At 70.6% G+C, this 23,197-nt stretch carries 14 protein-coding genes; 7 read left to right on the top strand and 7 right to left on the bottom strand.

Annotation, left to right across the window (positions count from 1 at the left end; genetic code table 11):
* Positions 1–185: 185 nt before the first annotated feature.
* Positions 186–965, bottom strand: coding sequence for an SURF1 family protein (locus ACWCRD_RS04935; protein WP_450964550.1), 780 nt, complete (start codon positions 963–965; stop codon positions 186–188).
* A gap of 53 nt (positions 966–1,018) precedes the next feature.
* Positions 1,019–1,855: a class I SAM-dependent methyltransferase gene (locus ACWCRD_RS04930; protein WP_450964549.1), complete on the bottom strand. Its 837-nt coding sequence runs from the start codon at positions 1,853–1,855 to the stop codon at positions 1,019–1,021.
* A 114-nt stretch (positions 1,856–1,969) separates the two neighbouring features.
* On the opposite strand from ACWCRD_RS04930, the gene ACWCRD_RS04925 reads away from it, so the two are divergent.
* Positions 1,970–3,784, top strand: coding sequence for a prolyl oligopeptidase family serine peptidase (locus ACWCRD_RS04925; RefSeq protein ID WP_450964548.1), 1,815 nt, complete (start codon positions 1,970–1,972; stop codon positions 3,782–3,784).
* 423 nt (positions 3,785–4,207) lie between these two features.
* Here ACWCRD_RS04925 and ACWCRD_RS04920 read toward each other — a convergent pair whose 3' ends face one another.
* A complete protein-coding gene (locus tag ACWCRD_RS04920) occupies positions 4,208–6,088 on the bottom strand; it encodes an NAD-binding protein (RefSeq protein WP_450964941.1) in 1,881 nt (626 codons plus the stop codon).
* A 198-nt stretch (positions 6,089–6,286) separates the two neighbouring features.
* On the opposite strand from ACWCRD_RS04920, the gene ACWCRD_RS04915 reads away from it, so the two are divergent.
* From ACWCRD_RS04915 to ACWCRD_RS04905, 3 genes are all read left to right on the top strand, one after another.
* The gene (locus ACWCRD_RS04915; RefSeq protein WP_450964547.1) at positions 6,287–7,414 is read left to right on the top strand and encodes a permease; all 1,128 of its coding nucleotides are present in this window, start codon (positions 6,287–6,289) and stop codon (positions 7,412–7,414) included.
* The gene (locus ACWCRD_RS04910) at positions 7,411–8,202 is read left to right on the top strand and encodes a TIGR03943 family putative permease subunit (RefSeq protein ID WP_450964546.1); all 792 of its coding nucleotides are present in this window, start codon (positions 7,411–7,413) and stop codon (positions 8,200–8,202) included. Before ACWCRD_RS04915 ends, ACWCRD_RS04910 begins: the two co-directional genes overlap by 4 nt.
* 119 nt (positions 8,203–8,321) lie before the next feature.
* On the top strand, positions 8,322–8,792 hold the full coding sequence (locus ACWCRD_RS04905) for a hypothetical protein (protein ID WP_450964545.1): 471 nt from the start codon (positions 8,322–8,324) through the stop codon (positions 8,790–8,792).
* 173 nt (positions 8,793–8,965) lie between these two features.
* Here ACWCRD_RS04905 and ACWCRD_RS04900 read toward each other — a convergent pair whose 3' ends face one another.
* On the bottom strand, positions 8,966–12,979 hold the full coding sequence (locus tag ACWCRD_RS04900) for an nSTAND1 domain-containing NTPase (RefSeq protein ID WP_450964544.1): 4,014 nt from the start codon (positions 12,977–12,979) through the stop codon (positions 8,966–8,968).
* Between the two features lie 502 nt (positions 12,980–13,481).
* Here ACWCRD_RS04900 and ACWCRD_RS04895 point away from each other — a divergent pair.
* The 3 genes from ACWCRD_RS04895 to ACWCRD_RS04885 all read left to right on the top strand — a co-directional run bounded on the left by ACWCRD_RS04895 (position 13,482) and on the right by ACWCRD_RS04885 (position 17,957).
* Positions 13,482–15,479 (top strand): Ig-like domain repeat protein, encoded by a 1,998-nt coding sequence (locus ACWCRD_RS04895; RefSeq protein ID WP_450964543.1) that lies wholly within the window; start codon positions 13,482–13,484, stop codon positions 15,477–15,479.
* A 65-nt stretch (positions 15,480–15,544) separates the two neighbouring features.
* Entirely contained in the window at positions 15,545–17,386 is a 1,842-nt protein-coding gene (locus ACWCRD_RS04890; protein ID WP_450964542.1) for a trypsin-like serine peptidase, read from the top strand.
* Positions 17,387–17,426: 40 nt separating this feature from the next.
* Positions 17,427–17,957, top strand: a complete 531-nt coding sequence (locus ACWCRD_RS04885; protein ID WP_450964541.1) for a hypothetical protein — start codon at positions 17,427–17,429, stop codon at positions 17,955–17,957.
* A 502-nt stretch (positions 17,958–18,459) separates the two neighbouring features.
* On the opposite strand, the gene ACWCRD_RS04880 is transcribed toward ACWCRD_RS04885, so the two are convergent.
* From ACWCRD_RS04880 to ACWCRD_RS04870, 3 genes are all read right to left on the bottom strand, one after another.
* Positions 18,460–20,229, bottom strand: a complete 1,770-nt coding sequence (locus ACWCRD_RS04880) for a hypothetical protein (RefSeq protein WP_450964540.1) — start codon at positions 20,227–20,229, stop codon at positions 18,460–18,462.
* 527 nt (positions 20,230–20,756) lie between these two features.
* Entirely contained in the window at positions 20,757–21,104 is a 348-nt protein-coding gene (locus ACWCRD_RS04875; protein ID WP_450964539.1) for a hypothetical protein, read from the bottom strand.
* Positions 21,105–21,148: 44 nt separating this feature from the next.
* Positions 21,149–23,137, bottom strand: coding sequence for a hypothetical protein (locus tag ACWCRD_RS04870; RefSeq protein ID WP_450964538.1), 1,989 nt, complete (start codon positions 23,135–23,137; stop codon positions 21,149–21,151).
* Positions 23,138–23,197: the final 60 nt, after the last annotated feature.

Here is a 23,197-nt window from a genome sequence, read left to right as displayed (position 1 = left end):
AGCCTGCCGGGCAGTCGTGTCACTCCGCCGTAGCCTGCCGGGGCAGCCGCGCCGCCCCGGCGTAGCCTGCGGGCATTCGTGCCGCTCAGGGCGGCACCCGTCCCAAAGACAGGCGGCATCCCGCAAACGCGGGCAAGTGACACCACCCAGGCCCAGCCGCCGCGCCGGTGCAGCCGAAACCAGGCTCAGACGGCAACGCCCGATTCCTCGGCCACCAACCCCATCTCCGCATCCCGCGCGAACTCCGCCTCACGCCGCAGCAACCGGAACCACATGAACACCACAAACCCGGCGAAGACGAACCACTCCCCGGTATAGCCAAGGTTCTGGAACGCCTTCAGATCGAGCCCGGAGTCCGCAGGCGCCGTCGCCGGCACGGCAGTCATCCCCGCATCGGCCTTGTCCAGCGTGACCCACGCGTCATACACGTCGTACGGCACCAGATTCACCAGCGAGGCCGAGCTGATCGCCGCGGTCTGCCCGGCCGGCAGCCCACCCTGCGCGCTCACCCCGTTGTCCCCCGGCGTCTCGGACGCCTGCAGCGCACCGGTGACGGTGACCTCACCGGTCGGCGCGGCGGGCGCCTTCGCCGCGTCGGCGGCACCCGGCAGCCAGCCCCGCACCACCGGCAGCGCCTGGCCGCCGTCGGTGCGCAGCAGCGTCAGCACATAGAAGCCGCGCTTGCCGTCGAGCTGCCGGTCGGGCACGAGCAGCTGCTTGCCGTACCGCCCGGTCGCGGTGGCCTTCCGGCCGGACGTCGCCTTGTTCACCGGCAACAGCTCCCGCAGCGGCCGGGCCGCCTCGTGCCGGTCCGTCGTGACCTGCTCGGTCGCGTCCCGATGGGCCTGCACCCGGTCCTCGAACCGGCTCAGCTGCCACGACCCCATGAAGATGCAGAAGGGGATGGCGAGCAGCACGAAGACGTTGATCCCCCACCAACGGGGCGTCAGCAGAAACCGGTACACGCTGTCAACGGTACGGGGCGGCCACGGCGGCCTCGGCCGCGGGGTTCGGACAATCAGACCTTGGCGGCCCGCAGCGAGTACATCAGCGGAATCCGGGGCCGGCCCGCGGGGAGACGGAAGTAGCCGTCCCGCTCCTCGAAAACCTCGAACTGCCGGAACACCGAGACGTCGTGCTCGTGGAGGAACTCGATGCGCAGCCCCGCCGCGGCGAGCGCGGAGACGACCTCGCCGAGCGGGTGCGTCCACTGCACGGTCCGGTTGTGGACGGTGGCGGTGCTCTCCGCCGCGTACGTGCCGGGGAAGCCGTAGACCTGCGGCTCGCGGTCGAAGTAGTCCCGCACGACCCGTGAGCCGGTCTCGTCGTCGAGGACGTCGGTCAGCGGATGGAACTCGGCGAGATAGAGGAACCCGCCGGGCGCCACGAGCCCGGCGGCCGTCTCGGCCCAGCGCCGGATGTCGGGCAGCCAGCACAGCGCACCGGTGCCGGTGTAGACGATGTCGTACGAGGAGTCCGGCAGCGCGGAGGCCGCGTCGTACACGTCGGACGCGACGAACTGGGCCCGCTCGGGTCCGAGGCCCAGGTCGGCGGCGAGACCGCGGGCGACCGCCACGGCCGGTTCGGAGAAGTCCAGGCCTACGACGCGGGCGGCGCCGTGCCGGGCCCAGGACAGGGTGTCGGTGCCGAGGTGGCACTGCAGATGCAGCAGCGACCTGCCGGTCACCTCGCCGACCTCGGCCAGCTCGAAGGCGCGCAGCGGGTCCTGGCCGGCCCGGAAGCCGTCGAGGTCGTAGAAGTCGCCTGCGGTGTGCAGCGGGACTCTCTCGTCCCAGTTGGCGCGATTGCTCTCGCGCCAGTCGGCGGGGGTGGGGGAAGGGCTGGGGGAGGACATGAGTCGAGCTTCCTGACCTGCTTGGACGTGCGTTCGGTAAATGCCCGGTAGAAGTTATCCACAGGCTGGGGGCCTCGCCAGCGAATTGTCCGTGGGGGCAGGCACTATGGGGCCATGACTGAGAGCAACGCCTCCGCCGCGCCGGAGCGGAACGAGGACATGCCGGACTGGGAGAAGCGCTTCAGGGCGCCGCGGGTGTCGCTGCCCGACTGGGCGGAGGACGCACCGGACCGCTCCCTGTTCGTGTCGAACGCGACGGGGACGTACGAGCTGTACGCCTGGGACCGGGCCACGGGCGGCCAACGCCAGGTCACGGACCGTCCGAACGGCACGACGGAGGGCCTGCTCTCGCCCGACGGCGCATGGATCTGGTGGTTCGACGACAAGGACGGCGACGAGTTCGGCGTCTGGCGCAGACAGCCCTTCGACGGCGGTGAGAACGAGCTGGCGGCGCCCGGCCTGGAAGCCTCCTACCCGGCGGGCCTGGCCCTCGCCCGGGACGGCCGCACGGCGATCGTCGGCCGCTCCACGGACGAGGACGGTACGACGATCCATCTCGCGCGCACCGGCGAGGACCCGGTGGAGATCTACCGCCACCGCGAGTCGGCGGGCGTCGGCGACCTCTCCCACGACGGTTCGCTGATCGCCATCGAGCACACGGAGCACGGCGACGCGATGCACTCCGCGCTGCGCGTCCTGCGCCCCGACGGCACGGCGGTCGCCGAGCTCGACGACACCAAGGGGGGCACGGCCGAGCTGGGCCTGGAGGTCCTGGGCTTCGCCCCCGTCGAGGGCGACACCCGGCTGCTCATCGGCCACCAGCGCCGCGGCCGCTGGGAGCCCCTGGTGTGGGACGTGGCGACGGGCGAGGAGAGCGACCTGGCCCTGGAGCTGCCCGGTGACGTGAGCGCCGAGTGGTACCCGGACGGCACCGGCCTGCTCATCGTGCACAGTTTCGAGGCCCGCAGCGAACTGTTCCGGTACGACCTGGCGAGCCGCGCCCTGACGCGGATCCCCACTCCGCCCGGCACGGTCTCCGGTGCGACGGCCCGGCCCGACGGCAGCGTGGAGTACCTGTGGTCCTCGGCCGCCGAACCGTCGGCGGTCCGCTCGACCACCGGCACGGTCGTCCTCGACCCGCCGGGCATGAAGTCCCCGGGCTCGGTGCCGGTGGAGGACGTGTGGGTGGACGGCCCCGGCGGCCGTATCCACGCCCTCGTCCAGAAGCCGCAGGGCGCCCTGGGCCCCCTGCCCACGGTCTTCGACATCCACGGCGGCCCCACCTGGCACGACAGCGATGCCTTCGCGGCGGGCCCGGCGGCCTGGGTCGACCACGGGTACGCGGTGATCCGCGTCAACTACCGAGGCTCCACCGGCTACGGCCGCGCCTGGACCGACGCCCTCAAGCACCGCGTCGGCCTCATCGAACTGGAGGACATCGAGGCGGTCCGCGCCTGGGCGGTCGACTCCGGCCTCGCGGACCCCGACCGCCTCATCCTCACCGGCGGCTCCTGGGGCGGCTACCTCACCCTCCTCGGCCTCGGCACCCAGCCGAGCGCCTGGACGCTCGGCATCGCGGCGGTCCCGGTCGCCGACTACGTCACGGCGTACCACGACGAGATGGAGGCCCTGAAGGCCATGGACCGCACCCTCCTCGGCGGCACCCCCGAGGAGGTCCCCGAACGCTTCGAGGCCTCGTCCCCGCTGACCTACGTAGACCAGGTCAGAGCCCCGGTCTACATCTCGGCCGGCGTCAACGACCCCCGCTGCCCCATCCGCCAGATCGAGAACTACGTCAAACGCCTCGAAGCCCGCGGCGCCACCCACGAGGTCTACCGCTACGACGCGGGCCACGGTTCCTTGGTGGTGGACGAGAGAATCAAGCAGGTCCGCCTGGAACTGGAATTCGCGGAACGCCACTTGGCGTAAGTACGCCACTCGCCCCGCCGTGGCCCGCGGCGACTCGCCTGGCCGTGGCCTGCGGCCGGTGGTGTTGCCGGACTTGCGGCTGGTCGCCCCGCCGTGGCCCGCGGCCGGTGGTGTTGCCGTAGCTTGCGGCCACTCGCCCCGCCGTGGCCCGCGGCCGGAGGTGCTGCCGCAGCCCGCGGATACTTGCGCTGCCGGAGCTTGCGGGCAGTGGTGTTGCCGTGGCCTGCGGCCGGCCGGTCGTCCGCCGTGGCTTGCGGCCGGTCGTGCCGCCGTGGCCTGCGGCAGTGGTGCTGCCGCTGTGCCGGCACCTGACGTAGCTGCGGGCAGTCGTGCCGCTTGGGGCGGCACGGGTGGGCGCAGCGGCACCCGGCAAGCGCCGGCCAAGCGAACCCACCCCGCCCCAGCCCCGCCGCCGGGTACCGCTCAAGCCCCCGCCCGCTCCCGCGGCCGCCGCCCCAACAGCTCCGCCAACCCCCGCCGAGTAGCCGCCAGCACCACCCGGTCCGACCCCTTCAGCACCCGCCCGTCCGGCAGATCCCACACCAGCCCCGACCCCGAAACCGCCCGCACATCCTCATACGCCTCCTCGGCAGCCGGCCCCTCCCGCCGCCCGCCCAAGGCCCTCGTATCCAGCGCCAACACCCGCCAAGCCCCCGCCCGAAATGCCTCCGCCACCGTCTTCCCCTCAAGCTGCGGATGCCCGGCCACATCCATCGCGGCGAACAGCAACACCCGCCGCTCCACCGGAATCGCCCCCAGAATCTGCCGCCCCATCATCGCCCCGGCAAAGGCGGGCGCCGCCAGATGGGACACACTGCGACTCCGCGTGGAGGCACGCGGATGAGCAGCCCGCAGCGTGCGGTACACCGCGGTCGCGAAGTCGTCGTCGTACAGCCGCAGCACGACCCGCAGATCGGGCCGCACGGACCGCGCATACAGCGCGGCCTCGAGATTCGTCGTGTCCGCACTGGTCACCGCCAGCAGCGCATGCGCACGGTGGATCTTGGCGGCCTCCAGAACGCCCTCCTGGGTGACATCCCCGAGCACCACAGGAACCCGCAGCCGCCGCGCCGTGGCCAGCCCCCGGGCATCCGCGTCGGACTCGACGCACACCACGGGGATGTTCAGTTCCCGCAGCCTGGTCAGCACCCGCGTACCGATCTTGCCGAGCCCGAGGAGGACCACATGCCCACCCAGCCCCCGCGGCGGCTTCCGCAGCGCGGACGCCGTCCGGAAGGTGCCCAGCGCCTCCAGCACCGCGGCCAGCAACACCGGCAGCAGCAGCAACCCCGTGAGCCCGGACAGGAGTTGGAGGATCTGCCGCCCGACGGGCTCCCCGATGGCGGGGTTGTCGATGGCGAAGAGATCGAGCAGCGTCAGATAGAACGCGCTCAGCGGATGCACCCCCGTCACCAGCCACAACGCCACCGCGAGCGCGACCACGCACCCCACCATGCCCGCCAGCGACCACCGCAGCCGCCGCGAGAACAGCGAGGAGAACGCCACGGCCCCGCGAGCCGGGGGCAGTTGGGGCCCGGCGTACGACACCTGCTCCAGTACGACGGTCCCGCGGCCGGTCGCGGCGCGGACCGCCGCCGCGTCGGGCAGCAGCTCCGGCCCCTGCTCGCCGCCGCTGTCGGCATTGTCCGCGGACAGCAGCGCCAGCGTGGCCAGCCCCGGCCGGGCCAACTGCCCGGCGAGCGGCGTCCGTTCCACCGCCCGCAGCAGCAGCCCGTCGGTCTGTACGACCTTGCTGGTGCCGGCGACGGCGGTGGCGGCCAGCGCGGGGGCGGCCGTATCGGCGTCGGAGAGCACGGTGGTGGAGGTGTCGCTGCCGGCAGAGCCGCCGTCCCCGGTCGCCAACGCGGCTGCCTGGTCGAGGAGTTCCTCGATGTGCTGGCCGAGCCGACGGTTGTACAGCCTGAGGACGAGCCGCAGCCGGGGGTTGATCCGGCGGGCGGTGAGGGCGGCACGGATGTTGGTCTCGTCGTCGTCGTACACGAGCGCCAGCGCGGCGGCCCGCTCCACGCCCGCCGCACCGAGCACCTCCTCGGTCGCCTCGGCGGCCTCCACGACCTGGGCGTTCGCGACGGGTTCGGCGGCGGCGCCGTTCGCCGCGCGGCTGACGGCCGCGTTCACCATCCGGTCGAAGAGTGCCGCCGTGGTCGCCCGCGCGCGCCCGACCACCGGCGGTCGCACCCCGCGGTCGGCGGGCGGGACGACGAGCGTGACCTGTTCGCCGTACACCCCCCGCAGTTCGGCGGCCAGCCGATGCGCCAGTCCGTCGTCACCGCACACCACCATGTGCGCCGACACGTCACCACTCGTCACACCTTGATTCGGAACGCTCCCCACGAGTGAGAAGAGTGCCTCACCGGGAGAGGTGGTTCCAGCGGCGACCGAGCGCAGTCACCGAACGGTCACTGAACGAACGCCCCTTCCCCGCCGTATGGGTGGGGAGGGAAACCAGCGCCCTCACGCACCACCGGAGGTACCACGCCCGTGGCCATCACCGAACCAGCCCCCACGGGGGCGGAAAGCCATGAGCCGGTCGCCGGCCTTCCCACCACGAGGCCACCCGACCCGAAGCAGTCCGACCCGCAGCAGTCCGACCCGAAACCGTCCGACTCGCAGCAGTCCGAGTCGAAGCAGTCCGACCCGAAACCGACCGACTCGCAGCAGTCCGAGTCGAAGTCCCCGCTCGTCCTGACCATGCTCCTGCTCCTGCTGGTGCTGCTGCAGGGCCCCATCCGCGGAGCGCTCTCCGCACCCGTCATGCAGAGCTGGATGACGGTGTTCGTGGCCGTGCTGGTGCAGGCGCTGCCCTTCCTGGTGCTCGGGGTGCTGCTCTCGGCGGCGATCGCGGTGTTCGTGCCGCCGGCGTTCTTCGCGCGCGCCCTGCCCAGCCGGCCCGCCCTCGCGGTGCCGGTCGCCGGGATGGCGGGCGCGATGCTGCCGGGCTGCGAGTGCGCGTCGGTGCCGGTGGCAGGAGCGTTGGTGCGCCGGGGCGTGACCCCCGCGGCGGCCCTCGCCTTCCTCCTGTCCGCCCCGGCGATCAACCCGATCGTGCTGACGGCGACCGCGGTGGCCTTCCCCCGCAACCCCGAGATGGTCGTGGGCCGTTTCGTCGCCAGTCTGCTCGTGTCGTGCGTGATGGGCTGGCTGTGGCAGCGCCTCGGCCGTACGGACTGGCTGCGCACACCGGAACGCTCCCACTACGAGGGCCCGAGCAAGGGCGCCGCCTTCTGGAACTCGGTCCGGCACGACGTGATGCACGCGGGCGGTTTCCTGGTGGTGGGCGCGATGGCCGCCGCGACGCTCAAGGCCGTGGCCCCGGCGAGCTGGCTGCGCACGGCCGCGGAGAACCCGCTGGTGGCGATCCTCGCGCTCGCCGTCCTGGCGGTCCTGTTGTCGATCTGCTCGGAGGCGGACGCGTTCGTGGCGGCGTCGCTGACCCAGTTCTCGCTGACGGCCAAGCTGGCGTTCCTGGTGGTGGGACCGATGATCGACCTCAAGCTGTTCGCGATGCAGGCCGGCACCTTCGGCCGGGGCTTCGCCCTGCGCTTCGCACCCGCCACCTTCTGCCTCGCCATCGCGGGCGCGGTCCTGACCGGGGCGGTGCTCCTGTGAACCGGCAGGCCCAGGCGGCGATCTTGTTCCTGACCGGCGCGGCCCTGCTGCACGCCGGTTTCACCAACCTCTACCTGCGCTACGTCAAGGCCGGACTGCAACCGCTGCTGCTGGCCTCGGGCGCGGTACTGATCGTGACGGCGCTGGCGACGGTCTGGTACGAGTGGCGCAGCCGCAAGAGCGGCGAAACCCACGAGCACGGCGGCGAAACCCACGAGCACGGCGGCGAAACCCACGAGCACGGCGGCGAGGCCCATGACGATGGAGAGGGGCACGTCCATCGCGAACCCCGTATCTCCTGGCTCCTCGTCCTCCCCCTCCTCGCCCTGATCCTGGTTGCCCCGCCCGCCCTCGGCTCCTACAGCGCGATGCGCACGGGTACGGCCCTGCAGCAGCCGTACGGCTTCAACAAGCTGCCCGCCTCCGGCCCGCTCGACCTCAACGTGGTCGACTACGCGACCCGCGCCGTCTACGACCGCGGTCGGCACATAGCGGGCCGCCCGATCAGCATCACCGGCTTCGTCGCTCTCGACCGCACCGGCGCCCCCTACCTGGTGCGCATGGCCCTCAACTGCTGTGCCGCGGACGCCCAGCCGGTGAAGATCGCCCTGACCGGCACGATCCCGCCGGTCCTGCAGCCGGACAGGTGGCTCCAGGTGACCGGGACCTACACCGCCCGGCAGACCAAGGACCCCGTCAACAACGGCCCCATACCGTACTTCCGCGTCACGGCGGCGACACCGGTGCCGACGCCGAAGGATCCGTACGACGAGTCCTGGAACAACTGACCCGGGACGACCGGCTCCCGACGACCGGCCCTGGATATCTGACGGTCCGTCAGTTACCGTCCCGTGCTGTGCAGCCTGGAAGCAGGCGAGGGAAACGGGTGAACGAAGGGGTGAGCGCAGTGGAGACGACGACACGTCCCGCCAGTCCGCAGCCGACCGGGGCTCCCCGCTGGGTCGCGCAGTTCTACCGGCCCTCCTCGGCCTCCTGGGAGGTGTGTGCCGAGGCGACGCACCGGGCTCCCGTGCAGTACGCGCTCGGCGAGATGGCCCACACCGTGCGGGCGCGCGGCGGTGACTTCGCGGTCGGCCTGTGGGGTCCGAAGGACGGCGCGTGGCAGCGCTTCGACGTGTCGACCGCGACCACGAACGCCACGGTGCCGGAGCCACCGTCCGACGGCCCCGAGGAGCCGAGGACGCTGACGGAGCGGATGAGCGGCCGGCGGCAGCAGGTGCTCCTGGCCGGGCTGGGCAAGGCCGGGCTCTACGACCTCGCACCGGACGACCACGCAGCCGTACAGGCCCTCGTCGAGCGGCTCGACGAGACCACGGTGCGCAAGGTCGCCCAGTGGCTGACCGCCGGGAGGGCATGAGAATGCCCGACCGCTGGCGACGGGGGATGCACCAGCGATCGGGCTGTGGCCAAGCGTAACAAGGCCGCGGGCCCGACGGGAGTCGACAGTTCCGCCGCGTCGCGGGGATGTGGCCCAGATCACCGGGTCGGCCCCGTTGGCCAGGGCTGCCACCAGGGCTTCCACGGGTCGGACTACGGGCCGCACGGAGGCTTGTACGAAAGCCGTGGCAGATATTCGTGCCATTTCTCCGGTGTCAGCACGCCCTGTGTGGCCGAGCAGATGTGCCGGATCGCGTCGTCCGTGTCCAGGTTCCACAGCCGTACGGTGTCGGCGCCGCTCGACACCCCCAGCAGATGGCTCCTGGGGCTGAACGAGAGGAAGTTGCCGGTTTTTGCGTTGGGGCTCATCGACTGCCCGATGGGGGCGGCGTCGGAGGGGTGGGCCACGTTCCACAGGCGGACGGTGTTGTCGTTGCCGCCGCTGGCCAGGGTGCGGCCGTCCTGGCTGAGAGTGAGGGACACGACCGCCTCGGTGTGACCGGTCAGGGGGTCGCCGGCCTCGGCCGCCTCGCGGGGGTCGGTCACGTTCCAGAGCCGGACCGTGTCGTCGTCGCTGCCGCTGACCAGCGTGGAGCCGTCGGGACTGTAGACGAGGACGTTGACCGGTCCGCCGTGCCCCGTGAGCGGTGTGCCGAGGGGGGTGACACGGCGGGGATCGGTGACGTTCCAGAAGCGGATGGTGGCGTCCGCGCTGCCGCTGGCGAGGGTGTGGCCGTCCGGACTGAAGACGAGACTGTTGATGAAGCCCTTGTGACCGGTGAGCGGCGGGCCGAACTTGACGGCACGGGACGGGTCGGCGACGTTCCACAGCTGGATCGTGCGGTCGTCGTAGGGGCTGGCCAGGATGCGTCCGTCCGGGCTGAAGGCCAGCGCGTCGGAGCCCGTGAAGCGGGTTCGCATGGCGAGGGGCGCCCCGGAGGGGACCGGCCGGGACGGGTCGGTGACGTTCCACAGGTACAGCTTCTTGCGGCCGCTCAGCACGGCGAGCGTCCGGCCGTCGGGGGAGAAGGCCAGCTGGCGCTGGCCGCCGTCCGCGGGCATGAACGGCCGGCCCATCGCCACGGGCCGGCCGGGAACCTTCACGTCCCACAGCCGGATCCGCCCGTCGCGCGCGGCCATCGCGAGCACCCGCCCGTCCGGGCGGAACGCTCCGAAGGCGCCGACCATGTCCGAGGTCGGTACGGACCACAGGCGGACCTTGCTGTCGCCGCTGCCGGTGGCCAGGGTGCGGCCGTCGGGGCTGAAGCCCACGGCGTACATCTCGCCGCTGCCGCCCGCGAGCGGCTCGCCGATCTGGGACGGGGAAGCGGGATCGCTGACGTTCCACAGACTCGCCGTGCTGTCCGCGCTGCCGGCCGCGAGCATGCCGCCCTTGGGGCTGAAGGCCACCGACCACACGGGACCGGTGTGGCCGGCGAGCGGAGAGCCGAGCTCGGTGGCGTTGCGCGGGTCGGTGACGTCCCAGAGCCGGATGGTGTCGTCCGCGCTGCCGCTGGCGAGGGTGTGGCCGTCGGGGCTGAAGGCCACCGAGTGCACGGTGTCCGTGTGGCCCTTCAGCACCCTGTCGATCGGCTTCGGTCGGTGCGGATCGGACATGTCCCAGAGGATGATCGTGTCGTCGTCGCCGCCTGCTGCAAGCAGCCGGCCGTCGGGGCTGAAGGCCACGGACCGCACGGCGGCGGAGTGTCCGGTCAGGGCACCGATCGCCTTCGGTCGACCAGGATCGGTCATGTCCCACAGCCGTACGGTGTGGTCCTCGCCGGCCGCGGCGAGCGTGCGGCCGTCGGGGCTGAAGGCGAGCAGATAGATCGTGCCGGTGTCGGCGGTCGGGGGGATACCGAGCGGCTTGGGGTGCGCGGGGTCCCGTACGTCCCACAGCCGGACGGTGCCGTCGTCGCCGGCGCTGGCCAGGAGCTTGCCGTCCGGGCTGAAGAGGGCGGTGCTCACCCAGCTGGTGTTGCCGGTGAGCGGCTTGCCCAGCGGCTTCGGGTGCGAGCGGTCGCTGACGTCCCACAGCCGGACCGTGCGGTCGTAGCTGGCGGTGGCGAGCACCTTCCCGTCGGGGCTGAAGGAGGTGAGGTACACGGCGCCGGTGTGGCCGAGGAGCGGCGTGGCCAGCGGCGCGTTCACAATCGAGACCAGCCGGTTGTTGGTGCCTGCGTCGTCCGGCCGCAGATCGTGGGCGACCAGGTCCAGCTGGGCGGAGAGCGAGGGATCGGTGTACTGGACGCGGTCAGCCTCCGCGACGACCTGCTCGAACACCGCGTCATTGCGCTGCTGCCAGGCCAGGACCGCCGCGCCGACCGCCAGGACCGACATGACGACCAGCGCGGACACCGCCCCGCGCCGCAACACGAGGGTGCGCTTGCGTAGCCGTACCGAAGCGGCCAGGAACTCCACCGCGCTGCGGGTGAGGAAGGTGTCGCCGGCGGACTTCGCCCAGGTGCGGGCCTGGGCCAGCCGCGAACCCCGGTACAGCAGCGAGGAGTCGCGCCCCGAGCCCTCCCAGGCCCTGCCGTCCTCCTCCAGTTGCTGGCGCAGCAGATGGTCGTTGCGGCCCTCGTCGATCCAGTCCCGCAGCCGCGGCCAGGCGGTCAGCAGCGCCTCGTGGGTGATCTCCACGGTCTCCGCGTCGAGCGTCACCAGCCGGGCGCGGACCAGCGCCTCCAGCGACTCCTCCGTCTTGCCGGGGTCCGTCGACTCCTGCGCCAACTGCCGCCGGGTTCCCCGACGACGGGTGGCCTGGGTGTCCTCGCCGAGCCGGACCAGCCGCAGCAGCAGCAGCCGTGCGGCCGTACGGGCGGGCGGGTCCAGGCTCGACCAGGCCCGTTCGGCGGTCGCGGCCACCGCACCCTGGATGCCGCCCGCGGCCCGGTAACCGGCCAGCGTCAGCCGCCCGGCCTTGCGCCGCTGCCAGGTGGCGAGCAGCGCATGCGAGAGCAGCGGCAGCACCCCGGCGTCATGCGCCCCGCGCGGCCCGTCGGCGCTCACCTCCCGGACGATCAGCTCCGCGAGACCCGGCTCGAGTTCGAGACCCACGGCCTTGGCCGGCCCGGTCACCGCCTCGCGCAGCTCGGCCGTGCTCAGCGGCCCCAGGACCATGTGCCGGTGCTGCAGCGCGTCGGCCAGTTCGGGATAGCGCAGGCACTGCTCGTAGAAGTCGGCGCGGATACCGAGCACCACGAGCAGGGCGGCCGGCTCCTCCGCTCCTGCGGACGAGCACGCGGCGTGCAGGATCTGCACGAACGCATGCCTGCCCGCCTCGTCGGCGCAGAGGGTGAAGGCCTCCTCGAACTGGTCCACGATGAGGACCGGCCGCTCACCGGAGGGCGCCTCGCGCCGTGCCCACTCGGCGACGGCACCCCGGACGGCGCGCGCGAACGCGGGAGTGCCGGGTTCCGCTGCCGCGGAGCCGTCCGCCTCGGACATGACGGGGGCGAGCTCCGGGATGCACCGGGTCAGTTCCCCGACGGGATCGGCTCCCGGCACGAGCTGTAGGACCGTCCTCGGGCGGCTGTCGTCGCCGCCCAGTGCGCCGTTCTGCGCGGCGGGCACCAGCCCGGCGTTGAGCAGGGACGACTTCCCCGCCCCCGAGGCACCGACGAGCATGACCAGGCCACCGGTCTTCTCCGCCGCCTGCAGCTGGTCGACGAGGGCGTTGGTGCTGCGCTCCCGGCCGAAGAACCACCGGGCGTCCTCCTGCCGGTAGGAGGCCAGCCCCCGGTACGGACACACGCTGGGGGCGACCGGATCCTCCACCGGAGTCCGCTCGTCCACGTCGGCGGCCGCCGCGGGACGGTCACCGGCCGGGTCGGCCAGGGCGCGCTCCCACAGCCGCTGCCACTGCCCCAGGTCGTACAGACCGGCGGAGACCGGTGTCGGCCGCGCCCGCCGGGCCTGCGGGATCAGGACGTGCAGCACCGCGGTGAGCGCGGCGAACTGGGCCGGCACGTTCTTGGCCCGCCGCCAGTCGCTGATGCGCTGGGCGGAGACCCGTACGGGCCGTCCGCGCTCGTCCACCCGCTGAAGCTGTACGACCGCCTCGGCCACCCGGGCGAGAGGAGGGTTGCCCGCCTCCTTGTACAGCAGAGCGAGCCGCTCCGCGAAGGCAGTACGTGCCCCTGAGTCGGAACCCAAGGCCTCCACCCCTTACTCCCCCCGCGCTTGGACATCCGGACCGGAAAACTCACTTTATACGGCTGACCTGCGGCGAAAGCCTCCGGACCGGCAGCGGAATCTCCTCACGGGAAGCCACAAATGGCAGGATCACGACGCAAGGGCGAACCCGTCGGGCACCGTCCGCGCAGGCCATCAGCGCAGCGCTCAGGACGACAGCGCACGGCGCCGAACCTTCTCGGCCAGGCTTCCTCGGAAGCCACGGGACGGCGGCGCCGGACCCATCGCCCGAGCCTTTGAGATCCGCGCCGTTCGACACCGGTCCCCACGAGGGGAGGGACCGGAGCCGAACGGCGCGGAGTGCTTTTGATCACCGTGTGGTCGATGTGCTGCGAGGTTGATCACCTTCGGGGGCTTTTTTGGTCATCGTTGACCCTCTCTTTCATCATCCGTCACCGGAGTGACCTACGCTCCGCTCACGTCCCCAGTTCCACAGGGGCTCTTTTTCGTTCCGGGGGGGTTCGAAACCACCGTGCGCACCCGCACTCTCACGGCCGCGACCGCACTCGCGGTCCTCTTCGGCTCGTCCGCGCTCGCGGTCACCTCGGCTGCGCCCGCGCTGGCCGACTCCAGCACCGTCCTGCCGGTCACCTCGACCGGCGACGTCGTCGTGGACGGCGTCCACCAGCGGGTGTTCATCAGCGACCCGAAGAGCGGCAAGGTCGTCGCGACCGACTACAGCGGCACCGTCGTCGGCACGGTCGAATCGCTGCCCGGCGTCCGCGGCCTGGAGCTCTCCGCCGACTCCGGCACCCTGTACGCGGCCGTCGCCGACGCGAACGCCATCGTGGCCATCGACACGGCAACCGCCACTGAGACCCACACCTACCCGACGGGTGACGGCACCGACCCCGAATACGTGGCCTACACGGGCGGCAAGCTCTGGTTCGGTTACGGCGGCGCGGCCAAGGGCAACATCGGCTCGCTCGATCTGAGCGGCACCGACCCGGTCGTGGCCCTGAACCAGGACGGGAACACCTTCTACCAGGCGCCGATCCTGGACGCCTCGCCCGGCGCCCCGGGCACTGTGGTGGCGGGCGCACCCGGCCAGAGCCCGGTCGAACTCGCCGTGTACGACGTCTCGTCGGGCACCGCGAGCCGTACCGCGTACGCCTTCGACCCGGGCAGCACCGGCGGTGGCAACCTGCGCGACCTCGCGGTCACACCGGACGGCAAGGACGTCGTCACGGCCAGCGGGTCGCCGTACTACCAGGCCGTCTACAAGCTCTCGGACCTGACGGCGGACGGCAGGTACGAGACCACCAACTATCCCGACGCCGTGGACATCGCGCCGAACGGCGACGTGGCCGCGGGCACCGACTCCGTCTACGGCTCCGACGTCCACCTCTTCAAGGCGGGCGCCTCGACGCCCACCCGGGAGTACGACCTCCCCAGCTCCACCGGCGGCACCGCCTCGGACGAGCTGGCCGGCAGCGGCCTGGCCTGGGCACCGGACGAGAGCAAGCTGTTCGCGGTGTCGTACGACAGCAACAACACCTACTCGCTGCGGATCTACGACGACCCGATGAAGGCCGCCGCCACCCTGACGGCCACCGCCCCGGCCACCGCGCCCCGCGCCAAGCCGCTCACGGTCACGGGCAGGCTGACCTCGAACGCGTCCTTCCCGCCCGGCACCACGGTCTCCGTCCGCCGCACGGACGACGAGTCCCCGTCCGGCAAGCTGCTCGGCACGGCGACGGTCGGCGCCGACGGCTCGTACTCCTTCGCCGACACCCCGCCGGCCGGCGGCCAGGTCACGTACACGGTCGGCTACGCGGGCGACGACTACCACGCGAGCGCCACCGCCACCGGCACGGTGAACGTCACGAAGACGACGACCGCCCTGACCCTGGACGACAACGGCAAGGTGTACTCGTACAACACCCAGGTGAAGTTCACGGCGCACCTGGGGACGACGTACAAGAACCGGACCGTCGAGATCTACGCCGACCCGTACGGCGGTGACAAGCCCAACAAGCTGGTCAAGTCCGGCGCGGTCGACTCCTCCGGGAACCTGTCCGTGAGCCTCTACCTGACCCGCGACACCAAGCTGACGGCCAAGTTCACGGGCGACACCCGCTACGCGCCCGCGACGGTCACGAGCACGGTGGGCGCACGGGTCAGGGTCACGACCGCGCTCAGCGGCTACTACAAGACCCAGACGGCGTGGAACCAGACGTACCGCTCCTTCCACAAGTCCAAGGAACCCGTCCTCGACACGACGATGACGCCGTACCCGAACCGCAAGTACCGGATCGAGGTCCAGGGTTACTACCAGGGCGCCTGGCGCGCCACGCACAGCGAGTACCTCGTACTCGGCTCGGACGGCCGGGACACCCTCGAACTCAGCGGCACCCCGCCGACGGGCGTCCGCTTCCGCATCCGCTCGTCCTACATCGACACGACGTCGGGCGACAACGTGAACTCGACGACCTACGGGACGTGGAAGTACTTCATCTTCACGAGCTGAGACCGGCCGCTTCTCGCCACACGTGTGCTCACAGACCCCCACGTGTGCTGACAGACAAGGAAACCGTGCGAATACCCACCCTTCGTGACACGTTCGGAACCTGTGCCGCGATAGCGGTCTCCGCTCTCCTCCTCGCGGCGGCCTCTCCCGCCTCCGCGCGCCCCGACGCCACCGGGAAGGTGCCGGCCGCGTCGACCGCACACGACGCGGGCCGGGGAAAGGCGTGGACGAGTGCGGAGGCCGAGAAGTTCTGGACACCTGAGCGGATGGCCCGGGCCACCCCGGACAGCCCGCGCGGCGAGGCCCCGGCCGGGGGGAAAGCCGAATCCCTCGTCAAGGGTGCGGCCGCGCCGAAGAACGGCGTCTACTTCGCCGGTGTCCCCACGGTCGGAACCTTCTTCCACTACGTGAAGGACCCGGCCACCGACCAGCTGACGGGGCGTTTCTGTTCCGCGAGCGTCGTGGACAGCCCGCAGGGCAACGTCATCCTGACCGCCGCGCACTGCTCCGGCGGCTCCAAGGGCATGTTCGTGCCCCGCTACGACGGCAGCGCGAACAACCCTGCCCCCTACGGCCGGTTCGCGGTGCAGAGCTGGGTCCGTGACGCCCGCTGGTACCAGGCCGCAGGCCACCCCACCCGCGATGCCTACTCCGACTTCGACTACGCCTTCGCCCTGGTCGCCGCCAACGGGCAAGGGCAGAGCGTGCAGAAGGCCGTCGGCGCGGCGCTCCGACTCGGCCAGGTGAACGGCCAGTACAAGCAGAACGTCACCGTCATCGGCTACCCCGGCAGCCACAACCCGAAGAACCGGCCCTTCATGTGCGCGGGCGTCACCACCACCCGGCTGCCCGGCTACCACCAGATGCGCATGGACTGCGGCGGCTTCTACGGGGGCACCTCCGGAAGCCCCTGGATCACCGGCCTGAACAAGAGCACCGGCAGCGGAACCGTCATCGGCAACCTCGGCGGCTACTACGGCGGCGGCCTGGAGAACAACAGCGACCGCATCTCGTTCTCCACGACCTTCGACAAGCGGGCCCTCGAGATCTACGGAGCCGCGCAGAACAACACCACTCCCACCCAGTACCCGCGCGGCTACAGCATGTACCCCACCGGCGGGGGCCGGTGGCAGCAGGCCATGAAGACCGCGTCCGGCGACTACACCGGCGACGGCAGGACCGACATGATCGTCGTCTGGTCGGACGGCGAAGTCACCCTCTACACCGGGGACGGCAACGGCGGCTTCTCCGGCGAACACCGGATCGCGAAGTCCTCGACCTGGACCCACGCCAAGACCATCGCCGGCGGGGACTTCGACGACAACAACGCCTCCGACCTCATGGTGGTCTGGTCGGACGGCGAAGTCACCCTGTACACCGGCGACGGCAACGGCGGCTTCGCGGGGGAAACCCAGCTGGCCAAGCCCAGCAGCATCTGGAAGGGCGCCGTCCAGATCACCGCCGGACGCTACAGCGCCAACCCGGCGCCCGACGACGTCATGGTCCGCTGGACCGACGGCGAAACCACCCTCTACACCGACGTCGACAGTCGCGGATTCCTCAACGAACACCGGCTGCAGCCGCCCAACGACACCTGGCGCCACGCCACCCTGCTCGCCGCCGGAAACTTCACCGGAGGCGCCGACTGGGACCTCCTCGTGCGCTGGTCCGACGGTGAACTGAGCCTCTACCGCGACTCCTCCGCCTCCGGCGTGGGAACGGAGATCAAGCTGAAGTCGTCCAACACACTGTGGACCCACGCCGCCGCCATGACCGCCGGCGCCTTCACACCCGGCGACCCCGACGACCTCCTCGTACGCTGGTCCGACGGCGAGACCACCCTCTACACCGACACCACGACGACCCTCGGCAGCGAACACATGCTCGTCCCGCCGAAGGCCGCCTGATCACCTTTCAGGAAGGCGAGGTACACGGATGCACCTACGCATGGCCGGCATCCTGTGCACCGCGGCCGCCCTCGGTCTCGCAGCCGCACCCGGCGCCCACGCAGCCGAGGACCCGGGTCTCGCCGTCAGCCTCGCCCCCACGGGCAGCGACAGCACCCCCGACGGGCCGCTGAGGCCGGGCGCGCCCGTCGAGGTCACCTCAGGAGTCGACCTGACGTCCCTGGCCGCCGACGAGAACGGCAGCTTCGCGGTGACCTCCCCGGCATTCCGACACCCGGTGGAGGTGACCCTGCAGAAGAACAGCTTCGGCCAGGGCGAAGGCAGGCTCCGCTGCGGGATCGAGCCGGGCAGCTACCCCGTCGACATCGCCGCCCACCACAACGGGCTCACCACCAAGCAGACGCATACGACCATCACCGTCGCCGGGGGCGGCTCGTACTGCCCCCAGGCCTCCAGGTCGTCCGCGACGAACACCACCACGGTGGCCACCACCACCGGCGCCGGCGTCGCCGTACTGGCACTCGCGGGGGTCGCGGTCGTGCGGCACCGGCGCGGCAGGACCAGGCCGTAGCCCATCGCGCAGTTGCGCCTGGCCAGGTCCAAGGTCTCGGCGTGCTCCGGCCCGCCGCCGCTCTCGCGGCCCGCTTCCTGCTGGCTCTTCGGCAACTCGTCGGGCCGTAGACCGGCGGTCCCACAACGGCCGTCTTTGGGACCGCGGCCCCCTGGATACGGCTGTTCCGGAGAGTCCTTCGCTGCCCCGGACCACTGCGGCGACCGGTAGTCGAACCTAGCCGGTCCCTGCCGACAACACTCGCTCCTCGGGGGTGGCTTCGTACGCGTCGAGCGAGTGCGCCAGATCGGCGGAGACCCGGGGCTCCGATGCGCCCTGCGCGGGCCGTCGGCGGACGAGCACCCGGTCACCGCCACGGCGGCGGCGGACAGGGCGATGAAAGGAGCATCACAAGGGCCTGGTCCCCAAGGGGCAGCGGGTGCGTCTCTACTCCGAAGTGACCGGAGTAGAGACCCGGGCGACGGTCGGGTACCTGGCCGAGTCCTCTGGAGCGGCTTGGGTTCTACTCGGCATCACAGTTCGTGGCCTCGGATCCCTTCGGGCTCGTAGACCTCGTGCCAGGACTCTCGTTCTTCTCGCCGGCCTCGATGGAGGCGTAGCGCCGCCGTTGAAGCTCCTCGCGTTCAGCGTCCGGGATCGTCATCGACTCGGCAAGCACGGCGGCGAGCGCGTCCACTTGAGTGTTGGCGATGTCAGCGTGGAAGAGCCACCGGATGTTCTCGTCGCGGGTGATGAGGTCGATCGCGAGGCGCGCGCTCCTGTCCTGGGAGGTCGCTGCCCTGACGTATCGCACTTGGTCGAGCGGGATGTCTTGAAGGACCTCGCCCTGCTCAAGGAATGAGTTCGTCTTCGCCATGATGATGCGGCGATCCGTGACGGCGACGAGTGTCTTTACCGCAGCCTTGTCCATCGCTGCCGCCAGCATCTCCTTCGCTCCGCCGAGAATCGCAGAAATTGGATCGTCGCCATCGAGCTGGTCGGGGAAGCCGAGGACACGTAGGTTCTCACCGTCCTCGAGGAGCCATTGCAGGATGCGAAGGTACGGCTCGAGGCCCAGCGATTCGGGTGCGCAGACGACGCCCGGGGCCTCGAGCGGAGAGGCCGGCGGACGGAGAGCATCGGCAAGAGGCTCGATCGCTTCCAGAAGGCGGGCGGAGATTTCGCGGGCTGCCTTCACGTCCTTCCGCTTCCCCAGCAGCGGCCATGCGTCGGGTCCGGGGAGCTCGGCCGTGATCCGCAACTCCCGCGTCAGCTCGTCGACGAGCTTCGTCGTCTCGGCGAGAACGGAGTCGAACTCCGCGCGGGTGTCGCGTGCGATGACCTCGGCGTACTGCGCCTCGGCGGCGTCTTCGCGTCCAGCGGCTCTCGCCCTCGCGGCGCGCAGCGCGTGATACCCGGTCCATGCCTTGAGGGAGGACAGGAGGGCGTAGGCGTCGAAGGCGATAGCCTCGGCGTTCGACTGCAGATACTCACGGTGGCTGCGTGCTTCGGCCCGATCGATCTGCCTGACGTGGTCGCGGACGTGCCCCTGATAGAGCTCGAGTTGCTTCTGCAGCAGCGCTCCACTGCCCGCCACGTCCTCCCACAAGGACATCGGGACCGATTCGATCTCCCGCGCCTGGTCGACCGCGCGATCGATGGCGGCCACGAGCCCCGCCAGTTCGGCCCACTGCTCCTTGCGGATGCTGGTGAGGACCTGACTTGTCACCGCGAGGTTGGTTCTGACGAGGCCCGAGACCTCACTCAGCATCATCTGGAGGCCGACCATGGCCAGCGCCGGCCCGATCGAGGCCGCGGTCTGCGCCTTGCTCACCGCATTCGCGGAGTAGAGGCGGACCTGACGCAGGATGCGGCCAGGAACCATCACCGTTCCGAGGTTCCCGCCGTCCTTGACGGCGAGCGTCGCGCCGCTGTTCAGCAGGGCCTGTGACGTGGCGTCGATCCTGTAGAGCCCCTGCACGCTGGCGAACGCGTTTCCGAGATTGCCGACCACGGACGCCGCGTTCCCGACCGAGGCGAGGATCGCTGAGATCTGCTTGCGGTCGGCAGCGGGCACGATCCCGAAGTCGATCAGATCGGGCTTCAGCTCCGGCGGGACCTCACCGGCGACGACAGCCACCCCCGGGAGTACCTCCACCAGGACCGTGGACGCCGTCGTCGAGCCGATGTCCGAGCTGGACATCGGATCGTCCACAGCAGGTGAGTCGGCGGTATCGCTCCGGCCGTTGTCCTCAGGCTCCGCCATCTCCATCGAGTCCGAAGGGCCCTGCATGCGATTTCCTCCCCGCGGGCGCGTGCAACGGCCGGACCTCCTCGGCGTTGACTGCCGAAGTCTACGGCTCGACGCCCTGCGGTTCAGCCCGAATCCACCGGACCGATTCCTGATCCGCCGGCACCAGTTCGCGAAGGTAGAGATCGTCCGGAGGCGTTGACGGCACGGTCTGCCATGCATCCGCGGTCGCCGGTGCGCGCCTCGATGAACTGCTGAGCGCGCGCCAGGGGTGACGTTCGGGGAGTCGATTTCCTTGATCCACTCCCCAGGGGCCCCGTGGAACGAGTCAGGGCCGGTTTCCCTGAAGGAAAACCGGCCCTGACCTGGTATTTCGGCTGTCGGGGTGGCGGGATTTGAACCCACGACCTCTTCGTCCCGAATGAGGCCCGGGCAAGATCGACATCGGCTAGGTTGCTGTTTTGCCTGGTCAGGGAGTTGGGGTGGGGTGGTCTCGGGTGGTCCGGAAGGGGCTGGGGGAGCGGGTTGGCTCCCAAATGGCTCCCAGGGGCCAGTACGTGCGGGAATCCTCAGCCGTGTAGCGCTGCCACTGCGGCGGTGAGTCCCTGCACGATCGTGATGACGGAGGCCACCGAGCCCACGGCCAAGCTGAGGTCTTCCAGGTTCTCGGTGATACGGCGCCTGTCAGGGCTCGGGCTGTGCAATTCCTCGTCGATACGGGTTGCCGTTCGACGGGCGAGATCGGGGTTGCTGAGTTCGGCCGCGTGTTCATCCAAGGCAGTGTTGAGCTCGGCCATTTTCGTCTGTGCGGTGAGGAGATGGGCGGCGTCCGCGGTGTTGCCGCTGATGTGGATCTGCCGCTGGTCTCCGCCGATCCGGCCGGTGTTGACCTGGTTCCCGCTGCCGGTGATGTGCATTCCGCTGCCGCCCGGGTCCTGTCGCCCTCGCCAGGTTGCCATGGTCATCCTTCCGCCTTCGCTCCATCGGACTGGTGGGTCTGTGACTGGTCGCCGTGCACGGTCCCGGTGTTGACCTGGGCGTGGTCACCGCTGATGAAGAACTGCGTGACCTGGTCTGCCTGGCGTCTGAACTCGCCGGTGGCCACGCCGTGATCGTCGAGGAACGCGCTGACGGTGCTGAACATCCGTGACTGGAGGATCGATATGTGCCGGGCCGCGTCCTCGGACTGGTGCATGTCCTCAGGTTCGACGAGAGAGCAGTGCTCGCGCAGGCTGACCGGGTTGGGGTCGTCCTTCTTGGGTTGGTCCAGCGCCGTTGCCACCTGCTGGCGCACGGCCTGGCCGAGTGCGCGGGGCAGGAGGGTGGCCAGGACTCGTATGAGGATGCCGTACGACCTGAGTGCCAGGGCGGCTGTGTCCCCGAGGGCGTGAGCGGGCGCGAGCCCGACCCTGCCGGCGAGTTTCCAGCCCTTCGCGGACTCGGCTCGGGCCTCGGGCCTAAGAGGGGCCAGGACGTGCGGCCGGGTCACGAAGTGCAGGGTCTTGCCTTCCAACGCGGCGTGGGCGAATACCGTGACGACGATGTCGCCTTCCCAGTCCACGACTTGGGCTGCGATGTATCGGCGCGAAGGATGCCCGGAGGGGGCCTTCCTGCCTTCGGCGATCATCTCCTGCGCTTCCGGCCACGGGGGGCGCTCGGGATCGTCCTGGACGCCTGCTGCTGAGCTGTATTTCTCTGCACGGTTGTCGAGCCGGTCCGGCGTACGCGTCAGGTCCTTCCACCGGGCCTGCGGTACGGCGAGCGTCTCGAATACATCGCAGTTTGGAAGGGCGTGCGTCTCCACGAGGACACCGCTGAGAGCCTGCAGCTCGTCGCGGACCTTGTCGAGCAGCTCGTCGGCCTCGAACATGCGGATGCCGTCAGCATCCGGTTCGGGCGACGCGGCGGGTTCCACAGCATCCTGGGTGTCAGGCCCCGTGTCCTGATCGCTTGCCTCGTCGGTGCCGCGGCGGGCGGCCGTGAGCTGGATGCGGGTTGCACCTTTGCGCCAGGCGTCGAGGCCGGCTCCCACGAATCGGTCGATTCGAGCCTGCTTCCGGTAGGGAGTGCTCTGCCACAACTCGGTGATCTCGCAGTCGGCGATCCTGGCCGCCGAACGCGGCGCGAAGTGTGGGCGCTCGGCGATGTGCTCCCGCCATGGCCCAAGGGATGCCAGGTAGGCCAAGGAGATCCAGCGGTCCAGCGTGTAGACGATGGTGATCAACAGGGTGAGCCATACGGCGGAGGAAACGGCATCCTGCGCCGCGAACTTGAGAGCGGCCAAGTGGGGCCGTAATTGAGTCCAGGCGCCGAAGATACCGGCGGCTAGCAGGATCATCGGCACCAGGGAGCTGACACCCCAGCGCAGCAGCGAACGAAGACCGCCGGTGGCGAAGAGGAACTGGTACAGAAGTGCCGCTATCGCAAGCGTCCCTGTTCCCCATGGATGGCGAGTCGCGATCAGGCCCGCGACGCCTGCGAGGACGAGGCCGCGAATCCGACGCAGGCGATGGGCGGCGACGCTGTGTGTCAGGACCGGGGCGAGACCGAAACCGAACGAAGGAGCTGGCCGCTTCCGCGCATTGAGTACGTTGTCCAGCACCCACTTGGCAAGCGTTTCTCCGGCAAGCGGGCTCAGCTGCCGGATGTCCCGCTCGGGCCGCCCCAGGGTGCGATCCTGCCAACGTCCCATCAGGTCGCGTGCCTGACCGATTCGGTTGACGCGCTCGTGTACGCCACCGGCCAAGTGCCGCGTCACCCGGTTCGTGGCGGGTACGGGGTTGCGCTCGGCGTAGGTGGTGCGCCATGGCCCAGAGCCGTCGGCAGAAGGCAAGTGGTCCGAGGCGGCTTCCACAGGAACGCCGGGGAAGAACTCCGACGAGCCGGACTTCTTCCTGCCATTTATGGACGCTCCATCTGCCGACGGAACACGCCAAGGCAGCAGGGACATACGCCACCTCCCCCGAAACCCCGCCCCTGAGGCCGATCATCCTGCCCACGGATCACGGGG

It is taken from the genome of Streptomyces sp. NPDC002092 (genome assembly GCF_053593775.1).
The sequence above is the reverse complement of the archived record's forward strand: the minus strand, read 5'-3'. Positions and strand labels throughout refer to the sequence as shown.